29 protein-coding genes are annotated in these 24,414 nt (G+C 66.9%); 4 read left to right on the top strand and 25 right to left on the bottom strand.

The window, feature by feature from the left end; translation table 11 throughout:
* Positions 1-120: 120 nt before the first annotated feature.
* Positions 121-321: a DUF3263 domain-containing protein gene (locus tag FS769_RS13165; protein ID WP_144834137.1), complete on the bottom strand. Its 201-nt coding sequence runs from the start codon at positions 319-321 to the stop codon at positions 121-123.
* A 41-nt stretch (positions 322-362) separates the two neighbouring features.
* A complete protein-coding gene (locus tag FS769_RS13160) occupies positions 363-575 on the bottom strand; it encodes a hypothetical protein (protein ID WP_144834135.1) in 213 nt (70 codons plus the stop codon).
* 47 nt (positions 576-622) lie between these two features.
* Here FS769_RS13160 and FS769_RS13155 point away from each other — a divergent pair, with 47 nt between their 5' ends.
* The 3 genes from FS769_RS13155 (at position 623) to FS769_RS13145 (ending at position 2,129) form a co-directional block, all read left to right on the top strand.
* Positions 623-907: a hypothetical protein gene (locus FS769_RS13155; protein ID WP_144834133.1), complete on the top strand. Its 285-nt coding sequence runs from the start codon at positions 623-625 to the stop codon at positions 905-907.
* Between the two features lie 4 nt (positions 908-911).
* Complete coding sequence (locus FS769_RS13150) at positions 912-1,187, top strand: hypothetical protein (RefSeq protein WP_144834131.1); 276 nt, start codon at positions 912-914, stop codon at positions 1,185-1,187.
* A gap of 180 nt (positions 1,188-1,367) precedes the next feature.
* Positions 1,368-2,129 (top strand): SGNH/GDSL hydrolase family protein, encoded by a 762-nt coding sequence (locus FS769_RS13145; RefSeq protein ID WP_186325549.1) that lies wholly within the window; start codon positions 1,368-1,370, stop codon positions 2,127-2,129.
* On the opposite strand, the gene FS769_RS13140 is transcribed toward FS769_RS13145, so the two are convergent.
* The 7 genes from FS769_RS13140 to FS769_RS13110 form a co-directional block, all read right to left on the bottom strand.
* A complete protein-coding gene (locus FS769_RS13140) occupies positions 2,126-4,546 on the bottom strand; it encodes a hypothetical protein (RefSeq protein ID WP_144834127.1) in 2,421 nt (806 codons plus the stop codon). The genes FS769_RS13145 and FS769_RS13140 overlap by 4 nt on opposite strands.
* Before the next feature lie 10 nt (positions 4,547-4,556).
* Entirely contained in the window at positions 4,557-5,408 is an 852-nt protein-coding gene (locus FS769_RS13135; protein ID WP_144834125.1) for a hypothetical protein, read from the bottom strand.
* Positions 5,405-7,459, bottom strand: a complete 2,055-nt coding sequence (locus FS769_RS13130; protein WP_144834124.1) for a hypothetical protein — start codon at positions 7,457-7,459, stop codon at positions 5,405-5,407. Before FS769_RS13130 ends, FS769_RS13135 begins: the two co-directional genes overlap by 4 nt.
* 89 nt (positions 7,460-7,548) lie before the next feature.
* Positions 7,549-7,779 (bottom strand): hypothetical protein, encoded by a 231-nt coding sequence (locus FS769_RS13125; RefSeq protein ID WP_144834123.1) that lies wholly within the window; start codon positions 7,777-7,779, stop codon positions 7,549-7,551.
* 42 nt (positions 7,780-7,821) lie between these two features.
* Entirely contained in the window at positions 7,822-8,151 is a 330-nt protein-coding gene (locus tag FS769_RS13120) for a hypothetical protein (RefSeq protein ID WP_144834121.1), read from the bottom strand.
* 2 nt (positions 8,152-8,153) lie between these two features.
* Positions 8,154-8,645, bottom strand: a complete 492-nt coding sequence (locus tag FS769_RS13115) for a hypothetical protein (RefSeq protein WP_144834119.1) — start codon at positions 8,643-8,645, stop codon at positions 8,154-8,156.
* Entirely contained in the window at positions 8,645-9,406 is a 762-nt protein-coding gene (locus FS769_RS13110; protein WP_144834117.1) for a M15 family metallopeptidase, read from the bottom strand. The genes FS769_RS13115 and FS769_RS13110 overlap by 1 nt, the downstream gene beginning before the upstream one ends.
* Positions 9,407-9,471: 65 nt before the next feature.
* Between FS769_RS13110 and FS769_RS13105 the strand changes: the two genes are divergently transcribed.
* Positions 9,472-9,888, top strand: a complete 417-nt coding sequence (locus tag FS769_RS13105; protein WP_144834115.1) for a hypothetical protein — start codon at positions 9,472-9,474, stop codon at positions 9,886-9,888.
* Here the strand turns inward: FS769_RS13105 and FS769_RS13100 are convergent.
* From FS769_RS13100 to FS769_RS13030, 16 genes are all read right to left on the bottom strand, one after another.
* The gene (locus FS769_RS13100) at positions 9,885-11,054 is read right to left on the bottom strand and encodes a M23 family metallopeptidase (protein ID WP_144834113.1); all 1,170 of its coding nucleotides are present in this window, start codon (positions 11,052-11,054) and stop codon (positions 9,885-9,887) included. The two genes, FS769_RS13105 and FS769_RS13100, sit on opposite strands and share 4 nt — an antisense overlap.
* Positions 11,047-12,153, bottom strand: coding sequence for a hypothetical protein (locus FS769_RS13095; RefSeq protein ID WP_144834111.1), 1,107 nt, complete (start codon positions 12,151-12,153; stop codon positions 11,047-11,049). The genes FS769_RS13100 and FS769_RS13095 overlap by 8 nt, the downstream gene beginning before the upstream one ends.
* 13 nt (positions 12,154-12,166) lie before the next feature.
* Positions 12,167-12,925, bottom strand: coding sequence for a hypothetical protein (locus FS769_RS13090; RefSeq protein ID WP_144834109.1), 759 nt, complete (start codon positions 12,923-12,925; stop codon positions 12,167-12,169).
* Entirely contained in the window at positions 12,925-15,024 is a 2,100-nt protein-coding gene (locus tag FS769_RS13085; protein ID WP_144834108.1) for a hypothetical protein, read from the bottom strand. Before FS769_RS13085 ends, FS769_RS13090 begins: the two co-directional genes overlap by 1 nt.
* 356 nt (positions 15,025-15,380) lie before the next feature.
* Complete coding sequence (locus FS769_RS13080; RefSeq protein WP_144834106.1) at positions 15,381-15,665, bottom strand: hypothetical protein; 285 nt, start codon at positions 15,663-15,665, stop codon at positions 15,381-15,383.
* 86 nt (positions 15,666-15,751) lie between these two features.
* On the bottom strand, positions 15,752-16,297 hold the full coding sequence (locus tag FS769_RS13075; protein ID WP_144834104.1) for a hypothetical protein: 546 nt from the start codon (positions 16,295-16,297) through the stop codon (positions 15,752-15,754).
* A gap of 69 nt (positions 16,298-16,366) precedes the next feature.
* On the bottom strand, positions 16,367-16,765 hold the full coding sequence (locus FS769_RS13070; protein WP_144834102.1) for a hypothetical protein: 399 nt from the start codon (positions 16,763-16,765) through the stop codon (positions 16,367-16,369).
* Positions 16,752-17,030 carry a hypothetical protein gene (locus tag FS769_RS13065; RefSeq protein ID WP_144834100.1) on the bottom strand — a complete coding sequence of 93 codons (279 nt, stop codon included), beginning with the start codon at positions 17,028-17,030 and terminating at the stop codon, positions 16,752-16,754. The genes FS769_RS13070 and FS769_RS13065 overlap by 14 nt, the downstream gene beginning before the upstream one ends.
* On the bottom strand, positions 17,030-17,335 hold the full coding sequence (locus FS769_RS13060; protein ID WP_144834099.1) for a hypothetical protein: 306 nt from the start codon (positions 17,333-17,335) through the stop codon (positions 17,030-17,032). The genes FS769_RS13065 and FS769_RS13060 overlap by 1 nt, the downstream gene beginning before the upstream one ends.
* Positions 17,332-17,919: a hypothetical protein gene (locus FS769_RS13055; protein ID WP_144834097.1), complete on the bottom strand. Its 588-nt coding sequence runs from the start codon at positions 17,917-17,919 to the stop codon at positions 17,332-17,334. Before FS769_RS13055 ends, FS769_RS13060 begins: the two co-directional genes overlap by 4 nt.
* A gap of 28 nt (positions 17,920-17,947) precedes the next feature.
* Entirely contained in the window at positions 17,948-19,195 is a 1,248-nt protein-coding gene (locus tag FS769_RS13050; protein WP_144834095.1) for a hypothetical protein, read from the bottom strand.
* A gap of 60 nt (positions 19,196-19,255) precedes the next feature.
* Positions 19,256-19,804, bottom strand: coding sequence for a hypothetical protein (locus FS769_RS13045; protein ID WP_144834093.1), 549 nt, complete (start codon positions 19,802-19,804; stop codon positions 19,256-19,258).
* A gap of 73 nt (positions 19,805-19,877) precedes the next feature.
* A complete protein-coding gene (locus tag FS769_RS13040) occupies positions 19,878-20,717 on the bottom strand; it encodes a hypothetical protein (protein ID WP_144834091.1) in 840 nt (279 codons plus the stop codon).
* Complete coding sequence (locus FS769_RS13035) at positions 20,698-22,038, bottom strand: phage portal protein (protein WP_186325548.1); 1,341 nt, start codon at positions 22,036-22,038, stop codon at positions 20,698-20,700. Before FS769_RS13035 ends, FS769_RS13040 begins: the two co-directional genes overlap by 20 nt.
* A 10-nt stretch (positions 22,039-22,048) precedes the next feature.
* On the bottom strand, positions 22,049-23,737 hold the full coding sequence (locus FS769_RS16875; protein ID WP_186325547.1) for a terminase: 1,689 nt from the start codon (positions 23,735-23,737) through the stop codon (positions 22,049-22,051).
* Complete coding sequence (locus FS769_RS13030; protein WP_186325546.1) at positions 23,737-24,234, bottom strand: hypothetical protein; 498 nt, start codon at positions 24,232-24,234, stop codon at positions 23,737-23,739. Before FS769_RS13030 ends, FS769_RS16875 begins: the two co-directional genes overlap by 1 nt.
* Positions 24,235-24,414 lie beyond the last annotated feature (180 nt).

The raw sequence follows: 24,414 nt of genomic DNA, 5'->3' as shown, positions 1-24,414 counted from the left end.
AGAAGACCACCAGCCGCACACCAGCGGCCGACGACGATCCCCCCGCTTATCGTCCGCGACACATAAGCCGGACACTTATCCCCCCGAAGTCAGCCCCCGTCTCGCCGAGCGGGGGCTTCTTCATGCCGCCGTCCGGTCCAGCACCCGCCGGCATAGCATCGGGTCCGCCGCCCACGCCTCCGGCGTCCGCACGACGCGCTGCAGCAGCTGGTAATACCGTGCCGGTCTCAGCCCGAGCTCGTCCGGGATAAGCATTTCCTTGTGGCTGTTGTGCCGCTCGTGGCGGCGCTCGAAGTCGAGCAGCTCGGCGTCGGTAGGCATGGGGTGAGTCTCCCCCACACCTCCGACATCGAGACGGGGGCTTACCCCTCCCGTGCGACGCGCGCTTCGTAGAGCTCGTCCACGAGTTCGGTGAGCGCGGTTGCGATCGCGAGGTTGGACTCTGCCACGGCCGCCATCGCGAACCGCTGCGCGTTCTCGCCCGAGGTATCCAGCCCGCTCGCCATGAAGACGTCGTTGATGTTTGATCGAGCGGAGGCGATTACCTGGCGCGCACTTCGGATGTCATCGGTCATGCCCGCAAGATACATGGATGTCGGCAGCCGGAGCTAGCCTGCCCCTCGTGGGTTCGAACAAGGTCAGTGACGAGAAACTCTCTCGAGTGCTCTCGGCGGTGAAGCCGATGACACTCCCCCTGCAGGCGTACGGGCCGCAGCCGGTCGAGTGGTTCGAGAAGCGCCGCCCCGTGTGGGCGTGGGTGCAGTTCCCGAACCGTGCCGCCGAGCGCGTCGAGGCGTGGGCGATGGGCGCGAACGACCGCGTCGTCATGCTCGAGGTCCCCTGCGACGGCGGCCACTGGCAACCGGTCGTCTGGCGCAACGCCGTCACCGTGCGCCACCTAGGCTGACAGCGTGCTCATCGGATCCATCCGCCCCGTCGAAACCCGCACCGCCACCGTCGAGGCGCACTCCCTCGCCGAAGCGCACGAGCTCCTTGAGCAGCAGTGCCCGCCCGGGTTTGACCTCGCCAACGTGCCCGTGCAGATGGGGAAGGGTACGACCCTGCTCACCGCGGTCGGCACGTACGTGCGGCGCGACGGTGGCCGTGAGATCGAAGCCGCCGACCGGCCCGGGCTAGACGCGCAGATACCGGACGGGTGGGAGCTCGTCTCGATCCGCTCCCTATAACGACGAAACAGCCCCCGACGTCACCTCGAGATGAGGGACGCCGGGGGCGTTGTCGTGTGTGGTGATAAATGCTCACGAATGATGCTGTCGGGCGAACCCATAGAATGACCGCTTATGGGGGCACATCGAAAGCGTCGCAGCTCAAGCACGGGCACCTGGTGGACTGACACCACCGGAGGCATGGTCAACTGGCTGGCCGTGGTCACCGCTGTCGTTGTCGTCGGCGGGATAGGTTTCGCCGTCGCACTGGGAAGCAACCAGGCTCAGGCTCGCCCGGAAGCATCTACGCAGAGCTCCGGTCCGTTCAGCTGGGAGATTCGCGAGCAGGAGGAAGCCGCGGCGGCAGCAGCAGCGGCTGAGGCGGCGATCGTCAAACTTCCGAAGAAAGCCGATCCGACCAGTGTCCTGTTCGTGGGCGACTCACTCACCTACGGTGCATTCGCGAGCACGGAGTCTGCAGCCTGGCGTCCTCTCGTCACTTCCGGGCTGTCTGCACAGACCCCCATAGATGAAACGTGGGTCGGCGGATCGGGACTCTCGAGCGTGGACGTCACTCCGAAGGTCCCTAAAGATGCCTTCGATCTGGTGATCGTAGAAATCGGCACCAACGACGCGACCAACCAGCCCGAGGAAGCGCTCGAGAGCAACTACACGGCACTCATCGGCGCGGTGCGTTCCGCTTCTCCCAGCGCAGGCCTCATCTGCCTCGGCTCCTGGCAGACCGCCTGGCGCGTCTCCCAGACGGACCAGGAAATCAAGTCCATCTGTGAAGCGAACGCCGGCACTTACATCAAGTTGGGTGACCTGTGGCTCGACGAGGCGAACCGTGGACCCGACCTTCGTGAGACCGAGTTCGGGGTCGGCGATGACTTCCACCCGAACGATTCCGGGCATCGAGCCATCGCCGACCGCGTTCTCGCGCAGATCCGCGTAGAGGGCTAGAGCAACGCAGCCCACAGCGCGATGTCGAGGTTTGCGACGGACGACGGAGTGATGCTTGCGGGCATTCCCGTGAGCCCGGTGCCACCCACCCCGTAGAGAAGGTTCGCGCCCGACAGCCCCATGCGCACGCGTGCGCTTGCCGCGCCTCGAGCAATCGTCGGACCAGTCGTCCCCTTGAACAGCAGACCGACGTAATACTCCTGGCCCTTCGACAACCCGAACGAGCCAACTCCGAAGTTGCGGTGCGACTGTGCGGACCCGGCGTCGGAGGACGACGTGGCACCGAGCTGATTACCGCTGGCGTCGAATACCGCCGCCACCCAAGACGTGAGTGAGGTGGCTGCCCCTTCCTGGTAGACGCGGACGGTGCGCGCCGCAGATGCCGCGTCGGACTCGGCAACCACCTTCACGAGGTACAGAGTGCCGTCCACAAGGGCCGCAGACGTTGAGTCGAACAGTTCCTCCGGGCCAGCATGCGCCACCACACCCCGACGCGCCGCAGCCGACGAATTGACTGCGCTCAGTGTCACGTCTGCGGAGAGTGGCCCGCCGCCGCTCAAGCCGCTGCCCGCCAAGACCTGTCGGGTCGTCGGCACACCGCTTGTAGGTGCTGACGTGGAGAGCTTGAACAGCGCACCCGATCCGGAGAGGTTGCGGACGGCCCACACGCGCCCGTCCAAGTCTGGACCGACGATGGAGTGAATGCCGGGGCCGGTCGTCACCGTGGCGGTGTCCGTGAAGACGGTGGAGAAGTGCTCACCGTCGATCGTTGCGATGACGCGCGGCGTCTGCCCCGAACCGGACTGGTAGAACGTGAGGTATGCCGGGAGGTTGTCCGCCGCCTGATACGCGTGCGCACCGATGAGGCCGTTGCCGGGAAGGTCTGCCACGTTCCGTAGCGCGGCGTACCCTCGCTGACCGGTTCGGGCCACCGAGTAGACGGCTGAGTCTGTCGCGTCAGACAGGAACACTACGGCCGCAGCGAGCGGCACGATCGTGGTCACCTGCCAAGCGGCGGTGTTCGATCCGGTGAGCAGGATCCACGGGGTGTTGAGCCCGTCGATCTTGTCGCGGTCGACGTAGTAGATCCCGGCGTACGCGGTGTCGCCGATGCTGATCCAGACGCGGTCGTCCCAGCGGTCGTAGGCGATGGAGTGGACGTGGGTCGCGCCGGGCCGAACGGTCTGCAGGTCGAAGATCTGCGTCCACGTAATGCCGTCATCGACGCTCGCCCAGGCGCGGTTGCCGTCGTACTCGCACACGTACAGCGCGCCGGCACCGGGGCTGTTGAGCGGGGCGATGCTGCGCTCGGTGAGGCACCAGCGCCCGTCCATGTGGGCGCCGTTCTTCGACGCGGTAAGCACGGTCGCCCACGACGTTGCGTCGGCAATAGCCGGGTCCCAGCCGGTCGAGCGGCGCAGGGTGCCAGGGGTGGCGTTGTCTCGCGCCTTGACCGCGACCAGCACTTCCCCGCCTGGGGTGGTGATGAGACCGGTGGCGAGGTTGGCGCTCCCGAAGTTCTCGCCCCACGTGAACGTCACGCCGTCCTCAGTCACGCCAATCTGCGCGGCCGAAAAGCCGGACCCGGTGGCGACCTTGCGGCGGCCGTCCGGGAGCATGCCAATGAGGCCGGTAAACGACGGAGTGGTGGACTCGGGGCTCGACAGTTCGCGGGGCGCTTGGCGCTTCGTGGACGCTACCGAGCGGGCTGCAATTGGGAGGGTCTTTGTGGTGACGGCTGCGTCTGCGGCTGTCTTTGTGTACACATCGGCCGCGTTTGCCTTAGGCGAAACCCCCACGGTAACGGCTGCATCAATCGTGCTCGAAAGCGCCGGCGCGGACAGACGGTCCGGCACCTGCGCCTCGGGCAGCTTCGAGTCCGACCCGAGCGGTGCGATGCCCCCAGCTGCGCCACGGCGTGCGTCGATGCGCGCGTCCATGACGGTCTGCGTCGGGACCACCGCATCCAGTGCCGCCTGCTCCGCCGCTTCCTGCGCCTCAACCGCAGCATCCCGAGCGAGGATCGTCTGCTGGTACAGGAACTCATTCACGACCGGCTTGATCGCCGGCGTCGGAACGATGGGCGTCAGCAACGGCAGGTCGATGTACTCCTCATCACCGGTCGGGGTGACGTCGAACTGGAACGCCTTGACCGTCAGGCCCGGGGCCTCACGGAACGACACCTCCCACCGACCGACGGCGAGCTGCACGTACTGCACCGGCACCTCGTCCAGGTGCAGCCACCCGTTCGCGTCGAAGACCGCGACGGTCTTCTCCCGGGTAGTGACCTTCGGACCGTCGACGATCTCGTCCGGCTCGATCGGGGTGAACGTCACCCGCCCCGTAGCCGCCCGCGGCGTCGTGCCCTTGATGAGCAGGTACTGCCCCCGGACCTTCCCAAACTGAAGCTCAGCCATCACAAACCTCTCAGGTCAGGGTCGTCGGGTCGGTGATCACTTGATCACCGAAGTACAGGCCGCCGGAGGCGATCTGCGCCTGGTGGCGGGCGTTGATCTGCGCGATCCGGTCGCTCGCCAACTTGCCGGAAAGGGTCAGGTCCTCGACGAGGGCGAAGAACACTTTGAACGACATGCCGGGCCCACCCTGGCCACCGTTGTGGAACGACAGCAGCGTGCTTGAGGCGGATGCCGCGAACGCGGCCGAGTGTTGGAACGCCGCAGCCGCGACGCCGATACCGGTCGCCGTGAGCAGGGTCTGCACGATCTTGCGAGGCGGATCGTTCGTCGGGTACCCCGAAATGGTGTCGAGCGCAGTGTTTACACGGATGTCCATGCGATCGTCAGTGCCATCGACGAGACCCATGATGCGGTGCGACGCCAGAGGCACCCACGACGACGACGCCGGACGCGTCACAGCCATCGACACAGCGAATAGGTACCGATGCGTCGGGTTCGCCACGATGAAGTCGCGGATCGCCTGGTTACCGAGCGTGTACGTCTCGTTGCCCGCCACGGACGCGCTGCGCCGCTGAGCGACGTGCAACGCCTTCTTCGAGGTGAGCTCCACCACGCCGGAGAACGGGCTGCTCTTGGCCAGGGTCAGGTCGTTGCCGGCGGTGCCGACGATGTCCTGCGCCCACGCCGACTGATTAGGGATCGTCCCAGACGCCGCCCCGGTGGGATCCGTCCGCCAGGAACCCGGCTCGACGAACAGCAGCGTGCCGTTGTTCGTGAGCGGGTCGACATCGACGAGCAGCTCGTCCATCCCTGTGATGTCCGTGGACGCGTGAGCGGGCACGTAGGTTGCGGTTCCGGTCATGCGAGAGCCACCTTCTTCACACCGATGAGGTTGACGCCGGACCAGTTCAGGTAGTCCGTGTAGTTCCCGGCGACCTCTGCGACGAGCACATCGATCGGGCCGCCGGGCGGTACAGCCATGGCGCGGAACATCGGGTTCGTGGAGCGTCGAACTGCGACCCCCTCGTTCGCGAGGGTGTACGTGTTGTTCGACTCCCGAATGGTCCACACACTGCCGTCCTCCGCGAACGCCGCCCCGGCGGGGTAGCGCTCGAGGTGCTTGCCCGTGGTGCCGAGGTCACGGGTAGTGACCGCCATCGTGGTCACGTTGAACGTGTGCTCGCGGTACACCCCGTCCGCGCCGACGGCGCCGGCGTACTCGACGGTGAGGATCTTCCATGCCTCGCCGCCGCCGATGCCGCTGACTCCGAGCAGACGGCGCGTGCCGGGGTTCTTGTCCGGCAGGACGGCGGTCAGCGCGCTGGCCTGCAGCGCAGTGCCCGAGTTGACGTTCCACACCACCGAGGGGTTGCGCTTGTCGTTCATGTCGCCCGTGGAGAGGTCGAGCTCGAACAGGAACACGTCGTCGCGGCTCGCGGCGGGGTTGTAGCCCGCGGCGATGCGCACCTTGCGGAGCACTCCGTCCACGTACACCGCGGGTGCGATCGTGAGGTAGGGCTGCTCCGTGAAGGTCACGATCGGCTTCGGCGGGTTCGGTCGGGTGATCGTCCCGGTAGACCAGTTGACGACGACCTCGACGATCGACCACGTCAGGCCCGTGCGGACGAAGTCCCAGAACGTGTCCGTCGTCGACGTCTGCGCCGTGGCGATGTGCAGCAGCCAGCCGTACGACACGGCCCCGCCTGCGGCGATGGTCTGCACGGGACGGTTCACGAACGTGTCCGCACGCCCGGTCCCGGGTGCGACGACGAAGCGCAGCAGGGAATCGGCGCCATGGTGGGTCCACTGCAGGATCGAACCGCGGCCGGGGATCGTGTACCGGGCGGGGACGTTGTGGTCGTCGACCGTGGCCGTGCCGACCTGCATGACGGTGGGTGCGCTGCGGTCGTTGAAGTCGATCGCCAGCACCTGGCCGCCGCTGCCGAGACCGGCGGTGGCGGTCCACCCGAGGAATCGCTGCGTGACGGGACCGACCCACCACTCCTGGATGCAGTCAGGCACGACGTTGAGCGCCAAGCCCGAGCTGCCGCTGCTGCTGGATCCGGTGGTGCGTCCGACGAGGTCGCCGTTGAGCTTCACACCGGCGGCGACATACTTGCGACCGCCGCGCACGACGACGATGCCCCACAGGTATCCCGTGCTCGACGGCAGAGGTCCCTGGTAGATGAGCTTGTCGGTGGGCAGGATGCGGGGGTCGCCGCCCTGCACGAGATCGCGCGCGGCGAGCTCAGCGTCGACACGGGTCGCGGCCGCCGCCACGACCGTGGGCGCCTCGGCGACCACCTCGATCGCGACGGGGCGGACACGCTCATCGACGGCGATGGAAGCTGCCGAGTCGTCCCGAGAGAGCTCCGCCGCCATCGACGCGTCAGTGGCGAACTCGAGGCGCGCCTTCGGAAGCCATCGCATGCCGTTCCATTCGTAGTAGTTGAATTCCCCGGCGTACGTGTTGGTCTTCAGCCACCCGGTCCACCGGTTCGGGTCGAGCTCCTGCGCGGGCTGACTGGACTCCGGCGTCACCGCGGGGCCGACGTAGATCTGCGCCGGGTGCGTCTTGGCGATGACGAGCCCCGAGAACTTGCCGCCCTCCGGGGGCACCTTCAGACGCCACGTCGTGTCATCCCACGGCACCCAGTCGGCGCCCGATACCTGCCGCTCGATGCGAACGTCGTACCAGGCGTCATCACCCTCGATGCCGATGAGATCTGTCGTCGGCAGGACGTCCTTGGTCCAGCCGTTGTCGTCACCGAACGTGTCGATGATGATCGGCTTCGCGTAGAGAACCCGGTTTGCGCTGACGGCAGCCCCGTTCGGGGTTAGCACGATGCGCGGGTTCGTGGAGCGGTCGAGTGCGCCCTGGAAGTCAGCCAGGTTCCCGGTGAGCAGAGCCATGCGTTCTCCCTAGGTGCGGGGCGAGAAGGGGATGGTGAGCGCGACGTAGACGGCGACCAGCACGAGGCCGACCGCCGCCACGCCTCGCATCACTTGGCGTTCGGGGTGGCGTATACCGCGAGAGCGGCGCCGAGCCCGAGGGTGATGGCGATGATGCAGATGGGCAGGATCTCGCCTGCGGGTTCGATCGCGCCGTCGGCGCCGGCGATGACGATCGCGGGGCCGAGCGAGGCAGCGGTGGCGCCGACCAGAGCGACGAGCGCCTTGCGCGCCTTGGCGATGAAGCCGGGTCGGGTGGTGATGTCTTCGTTCGTGCTCATGGGGTGTCCTTTCGAGACGAAGACCTCAGCACGGTGCCGGGGTCAGGTGTTCGGGTTGACGGTGTCTTCGAGCCCGTCCGGGAGCTCGTCAGGCGCGATGCCCGCGACACGGAGCCGGAAGGCCAGCAGGCCCGCATACTCCTGCCAGGCGATACGGCGACGCCGCTCATCGTCGGCTCGCTTCTGCTCCGCCTGCTCGCGGGCGAGTGCCGCGTCGCGCTGGCCGATGATGTCGTTCTTGCGGTTTGACTCGCGCGTCGAGACACCGCGTCGCACCTTCGATGCGATGTCGGCGATCTCGCGGGCGAACGCGCCCAGACCGCCCGCACCGAGGCAGGCCACGAGGATGGCGACGATGTTGACGTCCTGCACGCCTACTCCTCTCGCGGAGCGACGTTTGCCGTTCGCCTCCGTAGCGACTCGGCGATCCGGTCGGTGAAGCTGTGCACGTTTGGGTCCGTGCCGAATATCTGCAGCTCGATGTACCGGCGGAACATCTGGATGATCGCGTAGAACACGAGGGTCGTCGCGACGCCGGCTGTGACCGATTGGAAGAGCGTGTTGCCCAGCACGACGAAGTAGATCGCAGCCCCCGCGATCGCGGCGACGTCCGCCGGAGGCTCGAGGATCCAGATGCGAGTGATGCGGCCCACCATGCCGAGCCCGCCCCCGACGAGAAGGAACCCTGCCCACAGCGGTACGAGCCATTCGGCGCCGGCGAGTTCGCGCTGCACGCTGTCGGGGGTGAAGAACAGTGCGTAGCAGCCGCCGACGAAGATGATGAAGTAGGCGACGATGTCGATGATCCGGATCGTGGCCTCGAGCATCCGGCGCTTCCGCTCCGGCACCGGGTATCGCTCCACCATCAGTAGCGAATCTGGGCGGTGTAGTCGGCGCGGCCCGTGTTCTGATCGAACGGCCGAAGGCCACGCACTGCTACGACTCCGCGGAGATCGTCGCCGGGCCACTTCGTCTCCCGGAAGGGGATACCGGAGTTCTTCGAGTGCCACCGGTAGGCGTCCACCTCGGCGGCCGACAGGAGTGCGATGGGTGCCGTGAGGCTGTCGACGTAGGTGCGTCCCTCGAGGATCACCCCGTCCTTGCTGCTGCTGGTGGCGGTGATGATGAGCATGTCGTCCTCCTCTGCGATGGGCGGTCGTGCAGTCGTGCCCGGGTTGATGGTGATGCTCGCGAACGCGGGCACGATGAACGGGTCGAAGTCGCCGATGTGCCACAGCTCCTGCGGTGAGACGAAGTCGACGGTGAAGCCGACGAGCCGGCAGAGCACGACGAATCGAGACCAGGCGAGCGAGCTGTTTCCCGGGGCGAGAGCTCCCCAGTTGTTGACGTCGATCGCGGCACAGTCGCGGCCCTGGTATACGAGGCCGTGCGAGGAGTACCCGGGCACGGCGGCCCAGATGCCGAGCTCTTTGCGGTACTGGACCTGGATGTCGTAGGGCCGGTAGCCGTTCCACCCGGAAGTGATGGCTAGCCACACGCCGTACTTTTCCTGCGCCAGGCGCTGCAGCTCACGCCACCGCGCGGCAGTGCCGACGGGGAGGTAGTGCTGCTCGCCGAACTTTACAAGGTCGCCCAGCGGCGCCCGGCCGTTCTGGTAACGGGGCATGGCCCACGTCCTTCCTTCAGTCGCGGGCATATGCCGCGGGCAAGCGGATGGGTAGGGTGAGCGTCATGAAACGTGGTCTCATCGCCGTCGCTGCTGCCGTGCTGCTGCTCACCGGGTGCACGGCACAGACCCCAGAGGCTGCCGTCGTCAGCGACGTGCCCGCCGGGACGACGGCGCCGACGCCGCAGGCCGCCACGCCGACGCCTACCGCGGCTGCTCCGGCTGCTCCGGTCGAGGTGACCGCGACAACTCCGCCAGCGAAAGACCCGACCGACGTCCTGGTAGGGATCCAGCTCACGGTCGCGGACTACGACGTCGTCGTAAACGCTGACCAGATCAAGTCCGCCGCCGACTACACCTGCGATCAGATCGCAGCTGGCGCCGACGAGCGCTCGATCGTCGCCCTGACGGGAGACATCCCCGCCGGCGCGAACACCGATCTTGTGCAGATGTCCGCCGACTTCTACTGCCCCATTCGCTAGGACGCAGGAAGCTTGGTGCGCGGGTTGACCTTCACGCCGTCGACCTCCACCTCGAAGTGCAGGTGGGCGCCGAACGATACTCCGGTGTTACCGACGGGCCCGAGGGCCTGACCTCGAGTCACCGTCTGACCGACAGTCACCGCTGGAAGCGTCTGCATGTGCGCATAACGCGTCTTCAGTCCGCCACCGTGGTTTATGACGACGCAGTTTCCGAAGCCGCCGCTCTCGCCTGCGAATTCGACGACGCCGGAACCTGCGGACGGGATCGGTGTCCCCTCCGCCGCTCCGAAGTCGATCCCCTCGTGGAAGGTGGATGCGCCTTCTCCGGGCGAGTCGCGCGGCCCGTACTCCGACGTGACCATTGACGGTGGGAACGGCCACGAGAGCCTGCTGCCGGGCCCGCCCACGCTCGGGGACACCTTGACGATCTCGCCGCTGTCGAGGATGCCGAGCCACTTGACACCGTCCGTGCTGTCGACGGCGCGGACGCCAGCGAGGCTGATGCCCGTTGGGCCCACGCTGACGTGGTTATCGCCGAACGAGAGCAGGCTGGCCAGGGCGCCGATCGTCATCTCGCCGAAGGAATTCTTGAGGCCGATGGCGAGCAGGTTCGAGAACAGCTTTGAGCCGTTCGAGAACAGGGCCGCGCCACCGTCGGTGGTGGGGTCCAGGGTGAGCGCGCCGAGTACGACCTTGCCGGTTGCCCCGTCGATCGTCACCTTTGCTGCACCCGTGCCGGCCGTGATCATGCCGGTGGCGCCGTCGATGACGACCTGAGCGGAGCCGACGCCGAAGGTGGCCTTGCCGCCCTCAATGGTCACGTTGCCGTTGGTGAGCGAGCCTGTGGCCGCGTCGAGGATGATGCCGTTAGGGCCAGCGCCGATCATGATGCGTCCGCCGCCGATAGGGCTAATCAGGACGCCACCAACTTTGATGACGCCACCCTCGAGCACTTCGAAGTCGCCCGCTATGGAGCCGGCGCCGCGCCAGATGAAGGTGCCCTCGCCGTCGAGCGTTGCACCGCTGTCGAGCTTGAGCAACCCGCCGATGAACCGCATGCGGCCCTGCGTGATGGAGGAGTTCTCGAGGAACGCCCCGGACTTCAGCCGCGCGATCTCGCGCTTGATGTCCTCGATCCACCCGAAGGCGTCGTTCAGGTTAGGCACCCTGCACCTCCGGCTTCAGTTGCGGACCGTTGTCACCAGACACGTTGATGACGCGCAGCGTGTGCACACCGTCGGGGATGACGGGGTTTCCGTAGAGCTCGACGTTGAACACGCGGCCTGGCGCACTGTGCTCCGGTTCGTACCCACCGCCGATCGTGAATGCGCCGATGTCCCACTGGATGATCGGGTCGACGTTGGCGTAGTAGTACGTGTCGACGGCTTCCTGCAGCGCGTCACCCGTCAGGTCGTCAAACGACTTCTTGGTGTCGCGAATGGCGATCTTGACGGTCCCGTCCTGATGCGCTGTCTCCTGGTCCTCGCCGGTGCCGTTTCCCAGCCCGAGCAGCCCAGTGACCTGCTGTGCCCCGTCGACTCGGTACGTGATGCCGGACAGGGGCGACTCGTCGGCGAGGAGGTTGAAGTTCGCCCCGCCGATGGTCACCGGTGAGCCGACGCGCACCTGGAACCGGATTCCCCCGGAGGCCGTCGCGTACGGGCGGAGGTAGATCTCCACACCCGCGCGCTTGCGGATCTCGTCGAGGATCTCCCCCATCGAGCGTCCCTCCCAGAACACCCAGGGCCCACCTTTGAAGGTGCCCGGCGCGTCCGCGGGAAGGTCGAGCGGGTATTGCCAGTCCGGGGACCACTGCATCATCCGCGCCATCACCTGAGCGACCGCACCCGACGGGGTCCGGTTCGTCACCGTCAGCGTCAGGTGCTTGTCGGAGTCGGCGCCGCCGATCATGCGCCACTTCGTCTCGCCGAGCAGGTCGACGGAAGTGACGGTGATGGTGTCGCCGTCGAGGGAGTACGCCCAGTCCTCGATCTTGTGCGCGTACATGGGCGCATCGCCAGGGTCGGCTCCCCCGTTCACACCCCACCAGCGCACGATCATCCGGTCGTTCGGCTTCAGCAGCGAGGCCGTATACGCGGGCGTCCACGGGTCTTCCTCGTCCATCACGATGGTGGTCGTGCTGGTGCCGTTGCCGCTGGTGCCGGTGGACCAGGAGTCGCCCTGCGCCCCAAGCTTCACCGTCAGCGGCGCGATCGGTGCGCCCGTCTTGAGGTCGTGGACCCAGATGGACCAGTCCGGATCCATCGGCCACCCCCTCTCAGACGAACGCGGGACGCATGATCACCCGACCCGGCGCGGACATCGATACCTGCCACTGATCGCCATCCGGGATGGCCCACAGCCGCCCCCGGCCGAAGCCGGCCAGCCACACGTCGTTCCGGTACACGCGACCGCTCGCCAGCTCGATGCGATGTGTCCCACCAACGGGCGCACCGGTCACGGTGAACGTCCCGCCGGGCGAGCTCACGGAGTACGACGACGGCGCACCCGGAATCTCGATCACCGGGTAGGTGGGGAAGTTCCCCTCCGAAGGCACGAGGACCGTCCCACCAGGAGCCTGATAGACCACAGGTTCGGCGTACTTCCGCGGGTCCGCTGCAAACAACTGCACCTGAAATTCGGCACTGACGAAGTCCCCGCCGCGGTCGCCCGTGTCGGTCGCTTGACGGAGGATGCTGCGCACGTTCGAGGTGAGTGACTCCCCCTGCAGGGAGACGGTCAGGGGGAACCGGTCCCCCGTCGCTCCCCACCCGCGCAGCTGATGCGACATGCGTCGCAGGTCGTACACGGACTTCGCGATCACGTGCCCGTCGATGGTGATGACCCGGCCCGGGAGTTTCACCGGCACGTCGTGCTCACCGTGCGACAGCACGCGCGCGATCGCCTGCCGACGACCTGCGGGGAGGTTTTCCCACCCCTGCAATCCGTCTTCCTTGATGAGGAACCCGAACTCGTCGGGTCCGAGGGTGCCCTTCAGGGTGACCCCTCGGCCCCGCACGGTCAGACCGTCGCCCATCACGCCCCCTGCCTGCGCGCCACCGCAGCAGCGCGCTGCCCGGCCGCTTCGATCGCGATCTCGGGGTCCATGTGCTCGAAGTAGTTCGTCTGCTCGAACTTCGACGCCCCTGCCACCCCGGCACCGGTGAGCGGGTCGAGCCCGTCCGGCCGGCGGATGGTGACACCCGTCTTCAGCGCGGGAAGCGCGGGGAGGGTCGGGTCGTTGCCGTCGAACCCGGCGACGAACTGGTCATACAGCGCCCCACCGGACTGCTTCAGCCCCGTCCACCCGGACCCGGAGAACGGGCCACGCTTCGCGGGGCTGTGCGGGAAGAACCCGCCGATGTAGTCCATGATCCCGCCGACGGCGTCACCGATCGCTCCGAACATGGAGCCGATGCCGTCGATGAGGCCCTGGATGATCGCCGCGCCCGCGTCGAACAGTTGCGGGACGATTCCGATGATCGCTTCGACCAGCTTCGGACCGACCTCGATGAGCGTGTCGATCAGCGCCGGAATGATGATCGGGATCGCGTCGATGAGCGACGTGAACAGCTGCACGGCCGCGTCGATGAGCACCGGGATGAGCCCGATGATCGTCGAGATGAGGGTCGGCAGCAGGTCCACGATCCCGTTGATCAGCGCGGGGATGATGATCGGTATGGCCTGCACGATCGCGATGAACAGGCTCACGGCCCCGTTGATGAGGGCCGGGATGAGCGTCGCGAGCGCCCCGATCAGCACCGGCAGCAGGTCGACGATCGCGGTGATGAGCTGCGGGATGATCACCGGGATCGCGTTGACCAACGCCATGAACACCGTGATGGCGCCGTTGATCAGCAGCGGGATCATCGTGATCAGCGCGTTGATGATCACCGGGATCAGCCCGATGACCGCGGTCACCAGCATGGGGATGAGTGTCCCCACCGCGGTGAGCAACCCCGTCAGCAACTGCACGGCACCGGACACCAGCAACGGGATCGCGGTGACGAGCGCGTTGACAATGAGCGGCACAGCCGCGACCACTGCCGCGACAATGTCCGGCACGATGCCGACGATCGTCGCGATCAGCGACGACATGCCATCCACCACGACCGGGATCAGCGCCGGCAGCGCCTCCGCCACCGACTTGATCAAGTTGTCCCGCAGGTCGAACAGCACACCGATGCCGGCGTTGTCCTCCTCGAGCCCGAGAGCTGCGAACAGGCCACCGTCGTAGTCACCCTGGAACAGGATCTTCAGCGCCCCGACGACACCGCTCACGGCAGGCAGGACGGAGTTGTTCAAGAAGCCGACGGCCTGCGTCGCGATCGGGAGGAACAGCTGCCCAATGGCAGTGACCACCGACTCCCACCCCGCGGTGAGCCGCTTCAACTGACCATCGAAGGTCCCCGCCTCGCGGGCCGCCTGACCCTGCGCATCCGTCGTCTGCGCGAGGATCTCCGCCTGCGCGGCGAGCACCCTCTGCTGCTGAGTTAGAGACCCGGTGCCGTCGAAGATGCCCATCTCCATGGCGCGCGCCTTCAGCGTCGCGTCATCGAGCAGCACACCGTACTGACGGAGCGGTTCCGACTCACCACGGAGGCCGGCGCTGACCGCGTCGAGCGCGGTCTGCACGTCGCCGCCGTAGAACGCCGCCAGGTCGGCACCGAGACCGCCGAGCTCGTTCGAGAAGCCGGCCAGCTCCGGCCCGGTCAGGCCCGCGGCCTTCCCAAACACACCGAACATCTGCGACGCCTCGAGCGCCTGCTGCTGGGTGATGCCGAGACCCTGGACGGCGTCCTTGGCGAACTTCTCCACGTCTCCCGACGCGTCACCGAACACCGTCCGGATGGCGGAGACGGTCTGGTCCAGGTCGTTGGCCTGGAGGATTCCGTCCTTGATGGTGGAGCCGATGGCCTCACCGAGCTTCAGCGCACCGAACGCCGCAACCAGCGGGCCACCGATGCGACCGATCGCCCCGAGCATCCCGCTCTGGACGCCCTTGCCTGCATCTTCACCGCCGCGGCGCCCGGCGGGCTCGAGCGCGTCCTTGAACCCCTTGTCGACCTTGCGGCCGAAGCCGGAGAAGTCGGGCGCGATCTCGGCCCACGCCGTGTAGAACGCCTTGTCTGCCACGGCACCTCCCGGTTATTCGGGAGGTGTCTCCCGGGGTCGGCGCAGCAGGTCGCGCACCTCGGCAAGGGTGCGGCGGCGGCTGGAACCGCCGAGACGTGTGCGCTTCGTGGTCGGCCTCGGGTACGGCCGGGAGCGCCGCTTCGATGCCTTGGCTCGTTGCAGGTCGTACAGGTCAGCGAGGATGAGCCATTCGTAACTGACCGGCCGCTCCCAACCCTGCTCAGCGGCGGTGTACCGCGACTCGGGGTTCGACCCGAGTTGATGCATCAGCAGGTACACCTCGCGCAGCGGGATGCCGTAGAGGGAGCAGTGGTAGATGGTTCGGAAGTCGGCGACGACCTCCGGCAGACGCCGGGTTACTCGTCGCCGGAGGTCTGCGATTCCCCCGGCGTGATACCGACCCAGTCGCGGATGAGTTCGATCACCTTGCGCGGCGGCAGGCTCATCACCGCGTCAGCGGTGCGCTTGTCCGACTTCGCGTGGATCAGGTCGCGGATTCCCTCTACGCCCTTCTCGACGTCCTCCTTGAGCAGATCCTGCAGGCGTGACGCCCGCTCGACGTCGGCGAACCCGACCTCCTGGATCATGTACGTCTTGTCGCCGATCTGGAACTGGAACGGGTCGCCTGCGTAGTTCTTCATGGGAGATGCCTTTCGATGTGCGGGAGAGGTGGGAGGGAAACCGGGTGGCCGTCGTCTCCCGTCGACGACCACCCGGGGTCAGGGGGTCAGGCCTCGTCGAGGGCGCTGTACCACTTCTTCACGGCGCCGCCGAGGGTCTCGTTGTACGAGCACTCGACGGTGACCTCGTAGCCGATGGCTTCGCCGTTGGAGTACACCTGGTCGCCGACCTCGACGACCTGCGCCTCCGGCGCGTACGCACGGATCGAGTTGTCGCCGTCGATGACGTCGAGGTTGAACGCGATGGTGGGACGCTCGCGGTTCGGGTTGACGATGATCGAGCCGTCCGGCTGCACGGTGCCGCCGTAGTACAGGGCGACGGTGTCCGCGTTCGTCTGGATGAGGCGGAACTGGTACCGCACCGACCCTTCCTCGACGATCGTGCGGACACGCTTGCGGTTCTGCCACGCGCGCAGCGGCGTGGTCGACTGCTCCGTGGTCTCGGTGACGCCGTCCTCGGACACGTAGCCGACGTCTTCCCAGTCAGGGTCGAGCGTGCTGACTGCGGACGTCGGGGCCTCGGCGGTGCCGAATGCGCCGACCGACACGATTCCATCGAGGGCCACGTAGACCTCTTCGATGTTTTTACCCATGGGGTTCTCCTTCAGAGGGTTGGTGGCCAGTCGGCCGGTTGACCCCCGCGCGGGAGAACGCGGGACAGTTCAGAGGTTGAGGGCGCGGACGGGGATTACCGCGGACAAGAAGTAGTGCGTGAGCGGCTTCGCGCCGATTAGGGTGCGCTCGTCGGTGTCGTCGGTCACATCGACCGGGTCTGACACCTCGAGCGCGCGGAACACCTTGCGGCATCCGTCGGCGACGGCTATCGCGAGGTTCTGCGCGTCCACCGGAGTGTCGGCCCAGATGTTGAACCCGTGCCGGCGGCGAGACACCCCGTCACGCCCGGTTCCGCCGTCGTCGCGGACGGTCACCATCCGCGCGGTCGGCTTCCCGCTCCGCTTCGGGGTGACGCTCACACCCGACCACTCCGGCGCGAGGTATTCGCGCATCCCGTGGACGATGGGCCCGACGGTGGGCGGGTAGGTGATGTCATTCGCCTGCACGGCTGATCGCCCTCCCCAGGGTTCCGCGCTTCGCCTCGACGGCTGCGCCGAGTGCGGGCGCGGCTGTCACGTTGGCCGTGACGCGACCGAGCCGACCGCCACTGCGATACGCCTTCAGCTCGAGGGAGTCGACGTACTCCGAATTGGGGTCGCCCTGTGCTGCAGCTATGACGGGCCCGGCGAGCTTCATCACGACGGCTTCGAGCTCGTTCGAGACGGCGATCTCGCGAATGGGGCGGAGTCGCTTGTACCCGTAGGTGGCCATCACGACCCCCGCTTCACGCTCAGGACCACTCCCGCGTCATCCCACTGCTGCGGCTCACCGTCGGCCACGTAGAGTTCGTCGCGGATCCGGATGAGGTCGGAGTGGAGGAATACGGCGTCGTTTGGGGCGTAGAGCGTGCCGTCGGAGTCGGTACGGGCGCCGAACGTTGCTGACGCTTCTGCCGAGGGGCCGGGGGCGAACTTGCAGTCCGGCACGTCGATCTCTGACGTTGATTTGATGGGGTTCCCCATGGAGTCTTCGCCGTCCGGCTCGCTCCGGATGATGGTCACGGTTTCGCCGATCACGTGTGCCCCGGCTGCGAGTAGGTGCCTCCGAGGCGCTGTGCGCGAAAGCTGCGTGCAACCGCGATGTCGGCGGGTGATAGTCCCACCTGACCTCCGACCGCCCACGAGGCGAACGTGCCACCTTCGCTGAACGGCCCTTTGGCTTCCTGGAACTGCGTCATTCCTGCGCGGGCGCGCTTGTCGATGTCGAAGGCTCCGGCAACCGCGGCGGCGACGGTGGTGCGGACAATCTCGGGAACCTCGTTGCTGCCGAAGATGTAGTCGACGCGGACGAACTGCGTCGCTGTGTCGGACAGGGTGAGCACTGAGTCGAAGCGGGTGTATTGGATTGGGTATCCGTTGTCGTCGGTGACGCTGACGACGTCGGTCACGGGCTTTTCCGGGAGGCGAACCTCTCCCGCGTGCGACCGCAGCCGGTTCTTCCGCCGTCCGGTGGTGAACGTCCGCTGCGCTTCGCTGCGGAACAGTTCGGACGCTTTGATGAGTGCGTCGTCGACGCGGTTTGCCTCGGAGGAGGTCAGCGCACGGCCGAGAGCGTTCTCCACATCGCCACTGTCGGCGAGGGGTGGGTATTCGCTTGCCATGTCTGACCTCCTCCTCGGTGTGCGGGTGTTACGCCGCGGTGATGGCGGGCGAGGTGCCGCCGGTGAACGCGCCGGACGTCGTGAGGGTGCCGATGCGCTCGTTGAAGGTGACGGTCTTGGCGTTGCCGGGGAAGGCGTTGCCGGAGACCTTGGCGCCGGAGACGCCGGTGAGCTCGTTGAGCTCCTTGGCGATGTCGGCGTTGGAGGCGTTGTATGCGATCGCGTCGGTGGTCTGGCCATCGACGGTGAGCGTGAACGTGCCGCCGGTGGGTGCGCCGGTGATGGTCAGCGTGTAGCTGGCCTTCTCGGAGCCGCCCGCACCGAAGGTGACCTTGATCGCGCGCTGGAACTTGAGGGCGACCTCGTCGTTCTCGTCGCGGATGATCGCACCGGTGTCGGCGTCCTGCTCGGGGTCGAGCACCGCCGTGGCGCCGGCGAAGGCGTGCACGATGGAGCGGTCCTTGAGGTGGTCGCTGTCGTAGTCCCACAGCTGGGTGACTGCGAGCCCGTTGCCGGCCGCGACGCCGCCGCCCTTCGCGACACCGTTGGGAACGGCAGGTGCGACGGTGGCGATGGCGATCGCGGTCTCGTGCACGAAGTACGACTCGTCGTCGCCCAGCGCGTCCAGCTCGACGATCGTCCAGCCGCCGAGGCGACCGACGACACCTTCGCGCAGTGCCTCCGGGAGCCCGGCGGCGTCCACCTCGAGGAGCTTGTCGTGTGTGGCGATGGCCTCGGACACGTTCGCGCCGACGAGCCAGTAGCGACCGGTGAGCGGCCAGTGCCCCTTCTGTGCGAGCTTGCGCGCGCGGACGGCGACCTTGCGGGCGTCGCTCTCGATGGCGTTGCCGGAGGCGGGGTTGAACGTCACACCGAAGACGAACGACGCTACACGCAGCGCGCCGACGACGATGTTCTCGAAGAAGTCGAGGATCGCCTGCACCTGCGGCGCCTGGACGTCGCGGACGTAGTCGACCTCGTCCAGGGTCTCTTCCTCCGGCGACAGCGCCACGGCGCTGTAGATGTGGCGATTGAGCTTGACCTGGATCTTCGAGTTGGCGAGGCGGTCGACGACGATCGCGTCGTCACCTCGCCACGGCTTCTCGCGCGCGACGAGCACGGCGGGGCGCTTGATGTTGACGACGTCGCCCTCGGCGCCCTTGAAGTCGGAGATGCCGAACTTGTAGGTGAACAGGCCGGGGGCCTTCACCTGGCGGCGGAGCAGAGCGAGCGCGGTTGCCGCGAGCTTCTGCCCCTTGACGAAGATATTTGCCACGGTTCCTCCTCAGGATGGTTGATGGCCCGTGAGCGTTCGTGGCGAACGTCTCCGGGGGTGTCAGCGGGCGGTTGCCGCGTTGACGATGTCGTCGGCCGACATGTCGCCGTCGCCGATCTGCTCGCCGTCGCCCTGTCCGTCGGCCGACGGCGCGGCGGGCTTCTTCGGCATGAGCTCGAGCAGCTCGTCGGCGTGCGCCTCGAGCTCCTCGCGGGTGGACCCGCGCAGCGCGGACGCCGGAACGCCCTTTGCCTTCGCGACTTCCGCTGCCGTTGCGGCCGCGGCGTCCATCGCTTCTCGTTCGGCGATGCGCTTCTCGGCGGCTTCGGCCCGGGCGAGGAGTTTCTCCTGCTCGGTCTTGTTCGCCTCTTCGAGTTCGTCGAACTTCTTGGCCTTCTCGGCGTTGGCCTTGGCCTGCTCCTCGTTCTTGCGGGAAAGGGCCTTCCACTTCTCGGCTTCGGCGCGCGCCTTCTCGAGGTCGCTGTCGCCGCCCGTTTCGGGCTTCTTGTCGCCGTCGCCTGCCCCCTGGTCGCCATCGATGTAGCGCAGGAAGGGGCGGTGCCAGCTCGGGGCCGGCAGCGGGCCGAGGGTGGGTCGGATGTCGGACATGGTGTTGATCCCCGTTTCGGAGTGGTGGAGGCAGCCCCGTTTCGGGGCGCCGGTTACCCGCGGGTGCGGGTGGTCAGGTGAGGTCGTCGGGCCCGGTGAAGCGGTCCTGACGCCAGGTGAGTGTGGGGCCGAGCTCGCCGTGCTCGCGGGTGACGATGAGGTCGGTGAAGTCGCTGATGCGGCGTCCCTTGGCGTCGGTCTTCCCCCGCCCGAGATCGACGCCGCTGCGGTCGAACCTGTCGAGCTGCTCCCAGATCGAAGAGTGAATGTCTTCGACCATCTCGCGGTCGATGACCTGTCCCGGGTCCGCTGACGCGTTCACTCCCCGCTCGCCGCAGTCGCATCCGGGGTGGATGGGTTGCAGCCCGCCCGCGTGATATCGCTGTGTCGCGGCGATCACGCAGAGGGCACAGTTCTCACTTCCGGACAGAACGCGGATCGTGTACTCGAAACCCGATGCGCCGTACGCGCTCTGCGATTGCCGATTGCGTGACTGCTGCAGGTCTGTGGCGACCATCGACAGGAGCCTGTTCCGGCCCATGTCCCGCGCTCTTGAGTAGGGCTCCCCGGCAGCGAGGGCGGAATACGCCGTGACAGCCGGGCGACGGTAGACCTCGTCTGCGGGAACGCCTCGGTACCCGATCACCGCATCCCGGTCCACGGCAAGGGCGGGCGCTTCGAGCCCCTCCATCAGCGCGAGGCGCTGCACGAACGCCGCGGCCAGGGTGGCCGCCTGCAGCTGCCCTGCCTGCACCGTCGGCAGGATGAGGCGGATGATCTCCTTCACGTCCTCGTCGCGCAGCGACGGGGAACCGTCCCACACCGCACGCACGTACGCGAGGACACGCGCCCGAATGGACGCGTTCTGACGCATGTAGGCGTCGGTCAGGATGTCAGGCGTCAGCTCCGCCACTGTTGATCGCTCCCGTCAGCGCGAACGCCTGCAGCTGCTCAGCAGAACGGTTCGTCTCTTCGCGGTCGATCTCGTCCGGCGACATGCCCCAGATCTTCTCGTCGATCCACCGTTGCGATTTGCCCGCTCCCTTCGCGGCGAGGGCTGCGGCAGCCTTCTCCGTGAGGGATACGTGCTCGGGCGACTCAAAGGTGACCTCGATAGTCTCCCCTTCGTCCAGCCCGAGGATGCGGAGCGCGGCGAGCAGGGATGCTTCCATCGGCGCGCGTGACCGGTTGATACGATCGCGCGCTTTCTGGATCTCGCCCTTGTGCGCGTTCGCGGCGCCGGCTGCGGACTGGTTCTGCCCTTCCGGGATGAACACGTCGATCGGCGTGCGCATCACGGCGGCGAAGTCGCGGGCGTCTGTCTTCTCCCCCTCGAGCAGGGGGCGGATGTCGACCGCTTCCGACTCCCACACATCGATTCCCTCGGGGAGGTCGATGAGTGCCCCGGGTGCGAAGTCGAGGCGCTTGCCCCAGTCGATGGCGTTGCCGTCGTCGTCCGTGTCGGGGAGATTCTTCAGCGCGCGCGCCTTGAACGCCTGGTAAGCCGTCACGACGAGGCGCTGCAGCTTGCCCAGGTTGATGCGGTCGATGACGTCGATGTGCGGTTCGAACTCGGCGATACCGTCTTCGTTCTCCATCGCGAACACCGGGACCGGCCCGTCGTAAAGCTCGGGGTCTCCGTCGAGGACCCATCCCTCCGCGATGGTGCCGCGGATGGTGCCACTGTCGGTTTTGACGTCGCGGACGAAGCGCTGGCGCACGCCAGGTACCCACACCTGCGCGTAGTCCTTCTCGGCGTCGTTGTCGCGCCACGCGCGCAGTGCCGCTCGAGCGCGCCACGGCTGCGAGGGGTCCGGGGCGGTGATGACCTTCTCGGGCGGCTCTGTCGTGATCACGGGCTCACCGTCACGGATACCCGTGATGAGATACGACACTCGTACTGACAGCATTGTGCGGATCGCATCCGCGAACACGACCGACAGTCGGTTGTCACGCCAGACGCGTCGCAGCGCGGTCACCGCGGGGTTCGTGCGGGACGTGCCCACGCTCACCCCGGTGGGCACGATACGACCGGCGAGCGACTGGCACGCCAGGCCCGCGTAGTTGGTGCGGGCCTTCTTCTGGAATGCTTTCCACGAGGCCTTCGTGTTCTGACCCATCTCGGGCATCGGGGCGTTCCCGGAGGCGTACGCGCGCAGCTCTGCGATCTTGGGAGCCCGGTAGTCCATCCGCTTTGCCAGAATTGGCAGCCACTCTTCCGGTGTGCTGGCCACTGGCCACCCCCTATCTGAGCTGTCGCGGCATGCGGCTACGCGAGCTCGCGGTGACGCCCTTACCGATCGCGTCATTGCCGGCGGCGAATGCGAACGCCGCCCCGTAGGTCGCGTCGATCTTGCCGTAGTCCTGGTTGTCGTCGGCCTTCTTCAGCACGTACCCCGCACGACGCGGATCGCGGCGCGCGTTGAGGAAGTGCCGCAGCACGGCCGGGTGCCCGTCGAAGGTCACCTCGACCTGCCTGATGGCGGAGTACAGCTGGTCGAATGTCTCGCAGGTGCGTGTGACGTCTTTCTGCTTCCACCGGATCGGCTCGGCGACACTCATCTTCGCCTTGAGGCGCTTGTGGTGCGCGGCTTCCCACGTCTTTACCTCGCCTGCCCACCCGGCGGATGGGTCGGCGTAGAACCCGACGACGTTGTAGTCGCGGAACGCCTTGCTCACGGCCTGCTCGATCTCGAGCTTTGGTGGCCTCCACCCTTCGCCGGACGGCCCGTCGGGCTGTTCCCACACACCGATGACGAAAAAATGCCGTTGCGTGACGGAGTAGCCGATGAGAACCGTGGAGTCGGCGAGGTGCTTGTCCTTGCGTCCCTCAGATCCGTCGAAGCCGAGTGTCACCGGCTCAGACTTGCCCACCTTCTTGGAGGCGCCGGCATCGATACAGGCGCGCATCTCCGGATCGGTCACGTACGCATCACGGGCCGCGTCGATCTGGTTGAGGAAGTCGGCGCGCATGACGGCGGGGTCGTTCGCGGTGTCGAAGAAGTCCAGGGCGCCGCGGTGCACGTCAAACCATCCCGGCGCGCACGGCGGGTCGTGCAGCAGGCACCCGTCGGCGTGCTTCGCGGAGTCGCCGTACGCGACGCGCAGGCCGTGCACGAGGGAGTCCATGTCGTCGATCTCGGTGTCCGCCGGCGCGGGCCGGTGGTCGAAGTAGATCGACTGCACGTCCTCAAGGTTCTTGTACTTGCCGGACTGAATGTCATCCCAGAACTCGAACGACTGCTCCGCCACCGAGCGCTCACCGAGGGTGTACGCGTTGGGCGTCTCGATCGTCACGCCGCCGAGCTTGGTGGCGTTGTTGCGGAGGGTCTGAGCAAGCTTGATACCACCGTTCGAGCGCAGCCACGTCTCCGTCTGGTCCATCGACGCGGCCACGGCCTTGAAACCCTTGATCGTCGTCGCCGACGAGGTGATCGGCACGATGCGACCACGTTCGAGTGCGACGAAGGAATCCATCGGGTCGAGATTGAACTCGTCTGCCGCGCGCCCCTGGCGGAGCATCTCGAGCAGCGGCTCCCAGGTGTTCTTCGTCTGCTCCTCCGACACCGCGGCGATCGCGACGTACGGGGTGCGGACTCTCGACCAGGGCTTGCCCACCGGCTGACCGTCAGCGTCCCACCCGTCGGGCACGACGTCGAAGATGCCCTCGGCGATCATGATCGCGCCGACGAACGGCGACTTTCCCCAGCCTCGAGGACGGATCAGCGCCGAGCGGTGCACGACGCGGCGCCCAGTGAACGGGTCGAGACGGTAGAGCTCGTTCAGGAACTCCTGCTGCTCGATCGTCAGAACAAACGGGTCGAAGATCTCGTCGTCACCAGCGTCCGGGCGGCCGAGGTAGGTGGCCATCTGATCCGCGATCGTCCACCCGAGGGTCGGGAAGTCGCCCTCGAACTGCGGCTCCCACGGCATCAGGCAGTCTCCTTCCGCGTGATGCCACGCATGCGGTCCTTCGAGGTCACCGCGCGCTCGACGCGTTCGGCGGACTCGACCTCGGCGGTGGTTGCGAGAGCGAACTGCATCCGCAGGCGAGCCCGATCCTCGGGGGTGAAGCCGTACTTCGCCTCTCGCAGCCGAAGCTCACCGGCCAGCTTGACGTCGCCCTTCCAGAACTGCGCGTGGATCAGCGCCGTCTCTGCGAGGTACGCCCAGTCCATCTCCGTAAACTCGACGGCGAGAGGGTGACGGGTGAGCATGTCCCACCACGACTTCGTCTGCGCCGGCCACGAAAACCGCTTCTTGACGACCGCGGTGTTACCGTCCGCGTCCTTGCCGAGGGCGTCGACGTAGAACGTCGGAAGCTTCGGCTGGACGGTCGGCTGAATCTCGAGCACGCGCAGCTCGACAGCGTCCTTGTTGCGACGAGCACGCTGATTCGCGTTCTTCGGAGCAGGTCCACGTCCAGCCATGTCACACCCCGTTTCGGGTCACCGATGCACCCGTTTCGGGAGCCCGGCACGAGGCTGAATGCCCCTCTCTCGCTGCCAGATCAAGAATCCCCAGACCCGTACACACTGGAAACACCAGCGCCTATCCGCGACGGAGCACCCGGGGGCGGGGGGTCCCCGGGTGGGTCTGGCGGGCCTGTC

The organism is Microbacterium sp. BH-3-3-3, assembly GCF_007679045.1.
GTDB classification, from domain to species: Bacteria; Actinomycetota; Actinomycetes; order Actinomycetales; family Microbacteriaceae; genus Microbacterium; species Microbacterium algihabitans.
The sequence above is the reverse complement of the archived record's forward strand: the minus strand, read 5'-3'. Positions and strand labels throughout refer to the sequence as shown.

Coding starts and splice junctions, on each gene's coding strand:
- FS769_RS13165 (WP_144834137.1), bottom strand. CDS start 321: ATGCCTACCGACGCCGAGCTGCTCGACTTCGAGCGCCGCCACGAGCGG.
- FS769_RS13160 (WP_144834135.1), bottom strand. CDS start 575: ATGACCGATGACATCCGAAGTGCGCGCCAGGTAATCGCCTCCGCTCGA.
- FS769_RS13145 (WP_186325549.1), top strand. CDS start 1,368: ATGGTCAACTGGCTGGCCGTGGTCACCGCTGTCGTTGTCGTCGGCGGG.
- FS769_RS13140 (WP_144834127.1), bottom strand. CDS start 4,546: ATGGCTGAGCTTCAGTTTGGGAAGGTCCGGGGGCAGTACCTGCTCATC.
- FS769_RS13135 (WP_144834125.1), bottom strand. CDS start 5,408: ATGACCGGAACCGCAACCTACGTGCCCGCTCACGCGTCCACGGACATC.
- FS769_RS13130 (WP_144834124.1), bottom strand. CDS start 7,459: ATGGCTCTGCTCACCGGGAACCTGGCTGACTTCCAGGGCGCACTCGAC.
- FS769_RS13125 (WP_144834123.1), bottom strand. CDS start 7,779: ATGAGCACGAACGAAGACATCACCACCCGACCCGGCTTCATCGCCAAG.
- FS769_RS13115 (WP_144834119.1), bottom strand. CDS start 8,645: ATGGTGGAGCGATACCCGGTGCCGGAGCGGAAGCGCCGGATGCTCGAG.
- FS769_RS13110 (WP_144834117.1), bottom strand. CDS start 9,406: ATGCCCCGTTACCAGAACGGCCGGGCGCCGCTGGGCGACCTTGTAAAG.
- FS769_RS13105 (WP_144834115.1), top strand. CDS start 9,472: ATGAAACGTGGTCTCATCGCCGTCGCTGCTGCCGTGCTGCTGCTCACC.
- FS769_RS13095 (WP_144834111.1), bottom strand. CDS start 12,153: ATGGATCCGGACTGGTCCATCTGGGTCCACGACCTCAAGACGGGCGCA.
- FS769_RS13090 (WP_144834109.1), bottom strand. CDS start 12,925: ATGGGCGACGGTCTGACCGTGCGGGGCCGAGGGGTCACCCTGAAGGGC.
- FS769_RS13080 (WP_144834106.1), bottom strand. CDS start 15,665: ATGAAGAACTACGCAGGCGACCCGTTCCAGTTCCAGATCGGCGACAAG.
- FS769_RS13075 (WP_144834104.1), bottom strand. CDS start 16,297: ATGGGTAAAAACATCGAAGAGGTCTACGTGGCCCTCGATGGAATCGTG.
- FS769_RS13065 (WP_144834100.1), bottom strand. CDS start 17,030: ATGGCCACCTACGGGTACAAGCGACTCCGCCCCATTCGCGAGATCGCC.
- FS769_RS13055 (WP_144834097.1), bottom strand. CDS start 17,919: ATGGCAAGCGAATACCCACCCCTCGCCGACAGTGGCGATGTGGAGAAC.
- FS769_RS13045 (WP_144834093.1), bottom strand. CDS start 19,804: ATGTCCGACATCCGACCCACCCTCGGCCCGCTGCCGGCCCCGAGCTGG.
- FS769_RS16875 (WP_186325547.1), bottom strand. CDS start 23,737: ATGCCGTGGGAGCCGCAGTTCGAGGGCGACTTCCCGACCCTCGGGTGG.
- FS769_RS13030 (WP_186325546.1), bottom strand. CDS start 24,234: ATGGCTGGACGTGGACCTGCTCCGAAGAACGCGAATCAGCGTGCTCGT.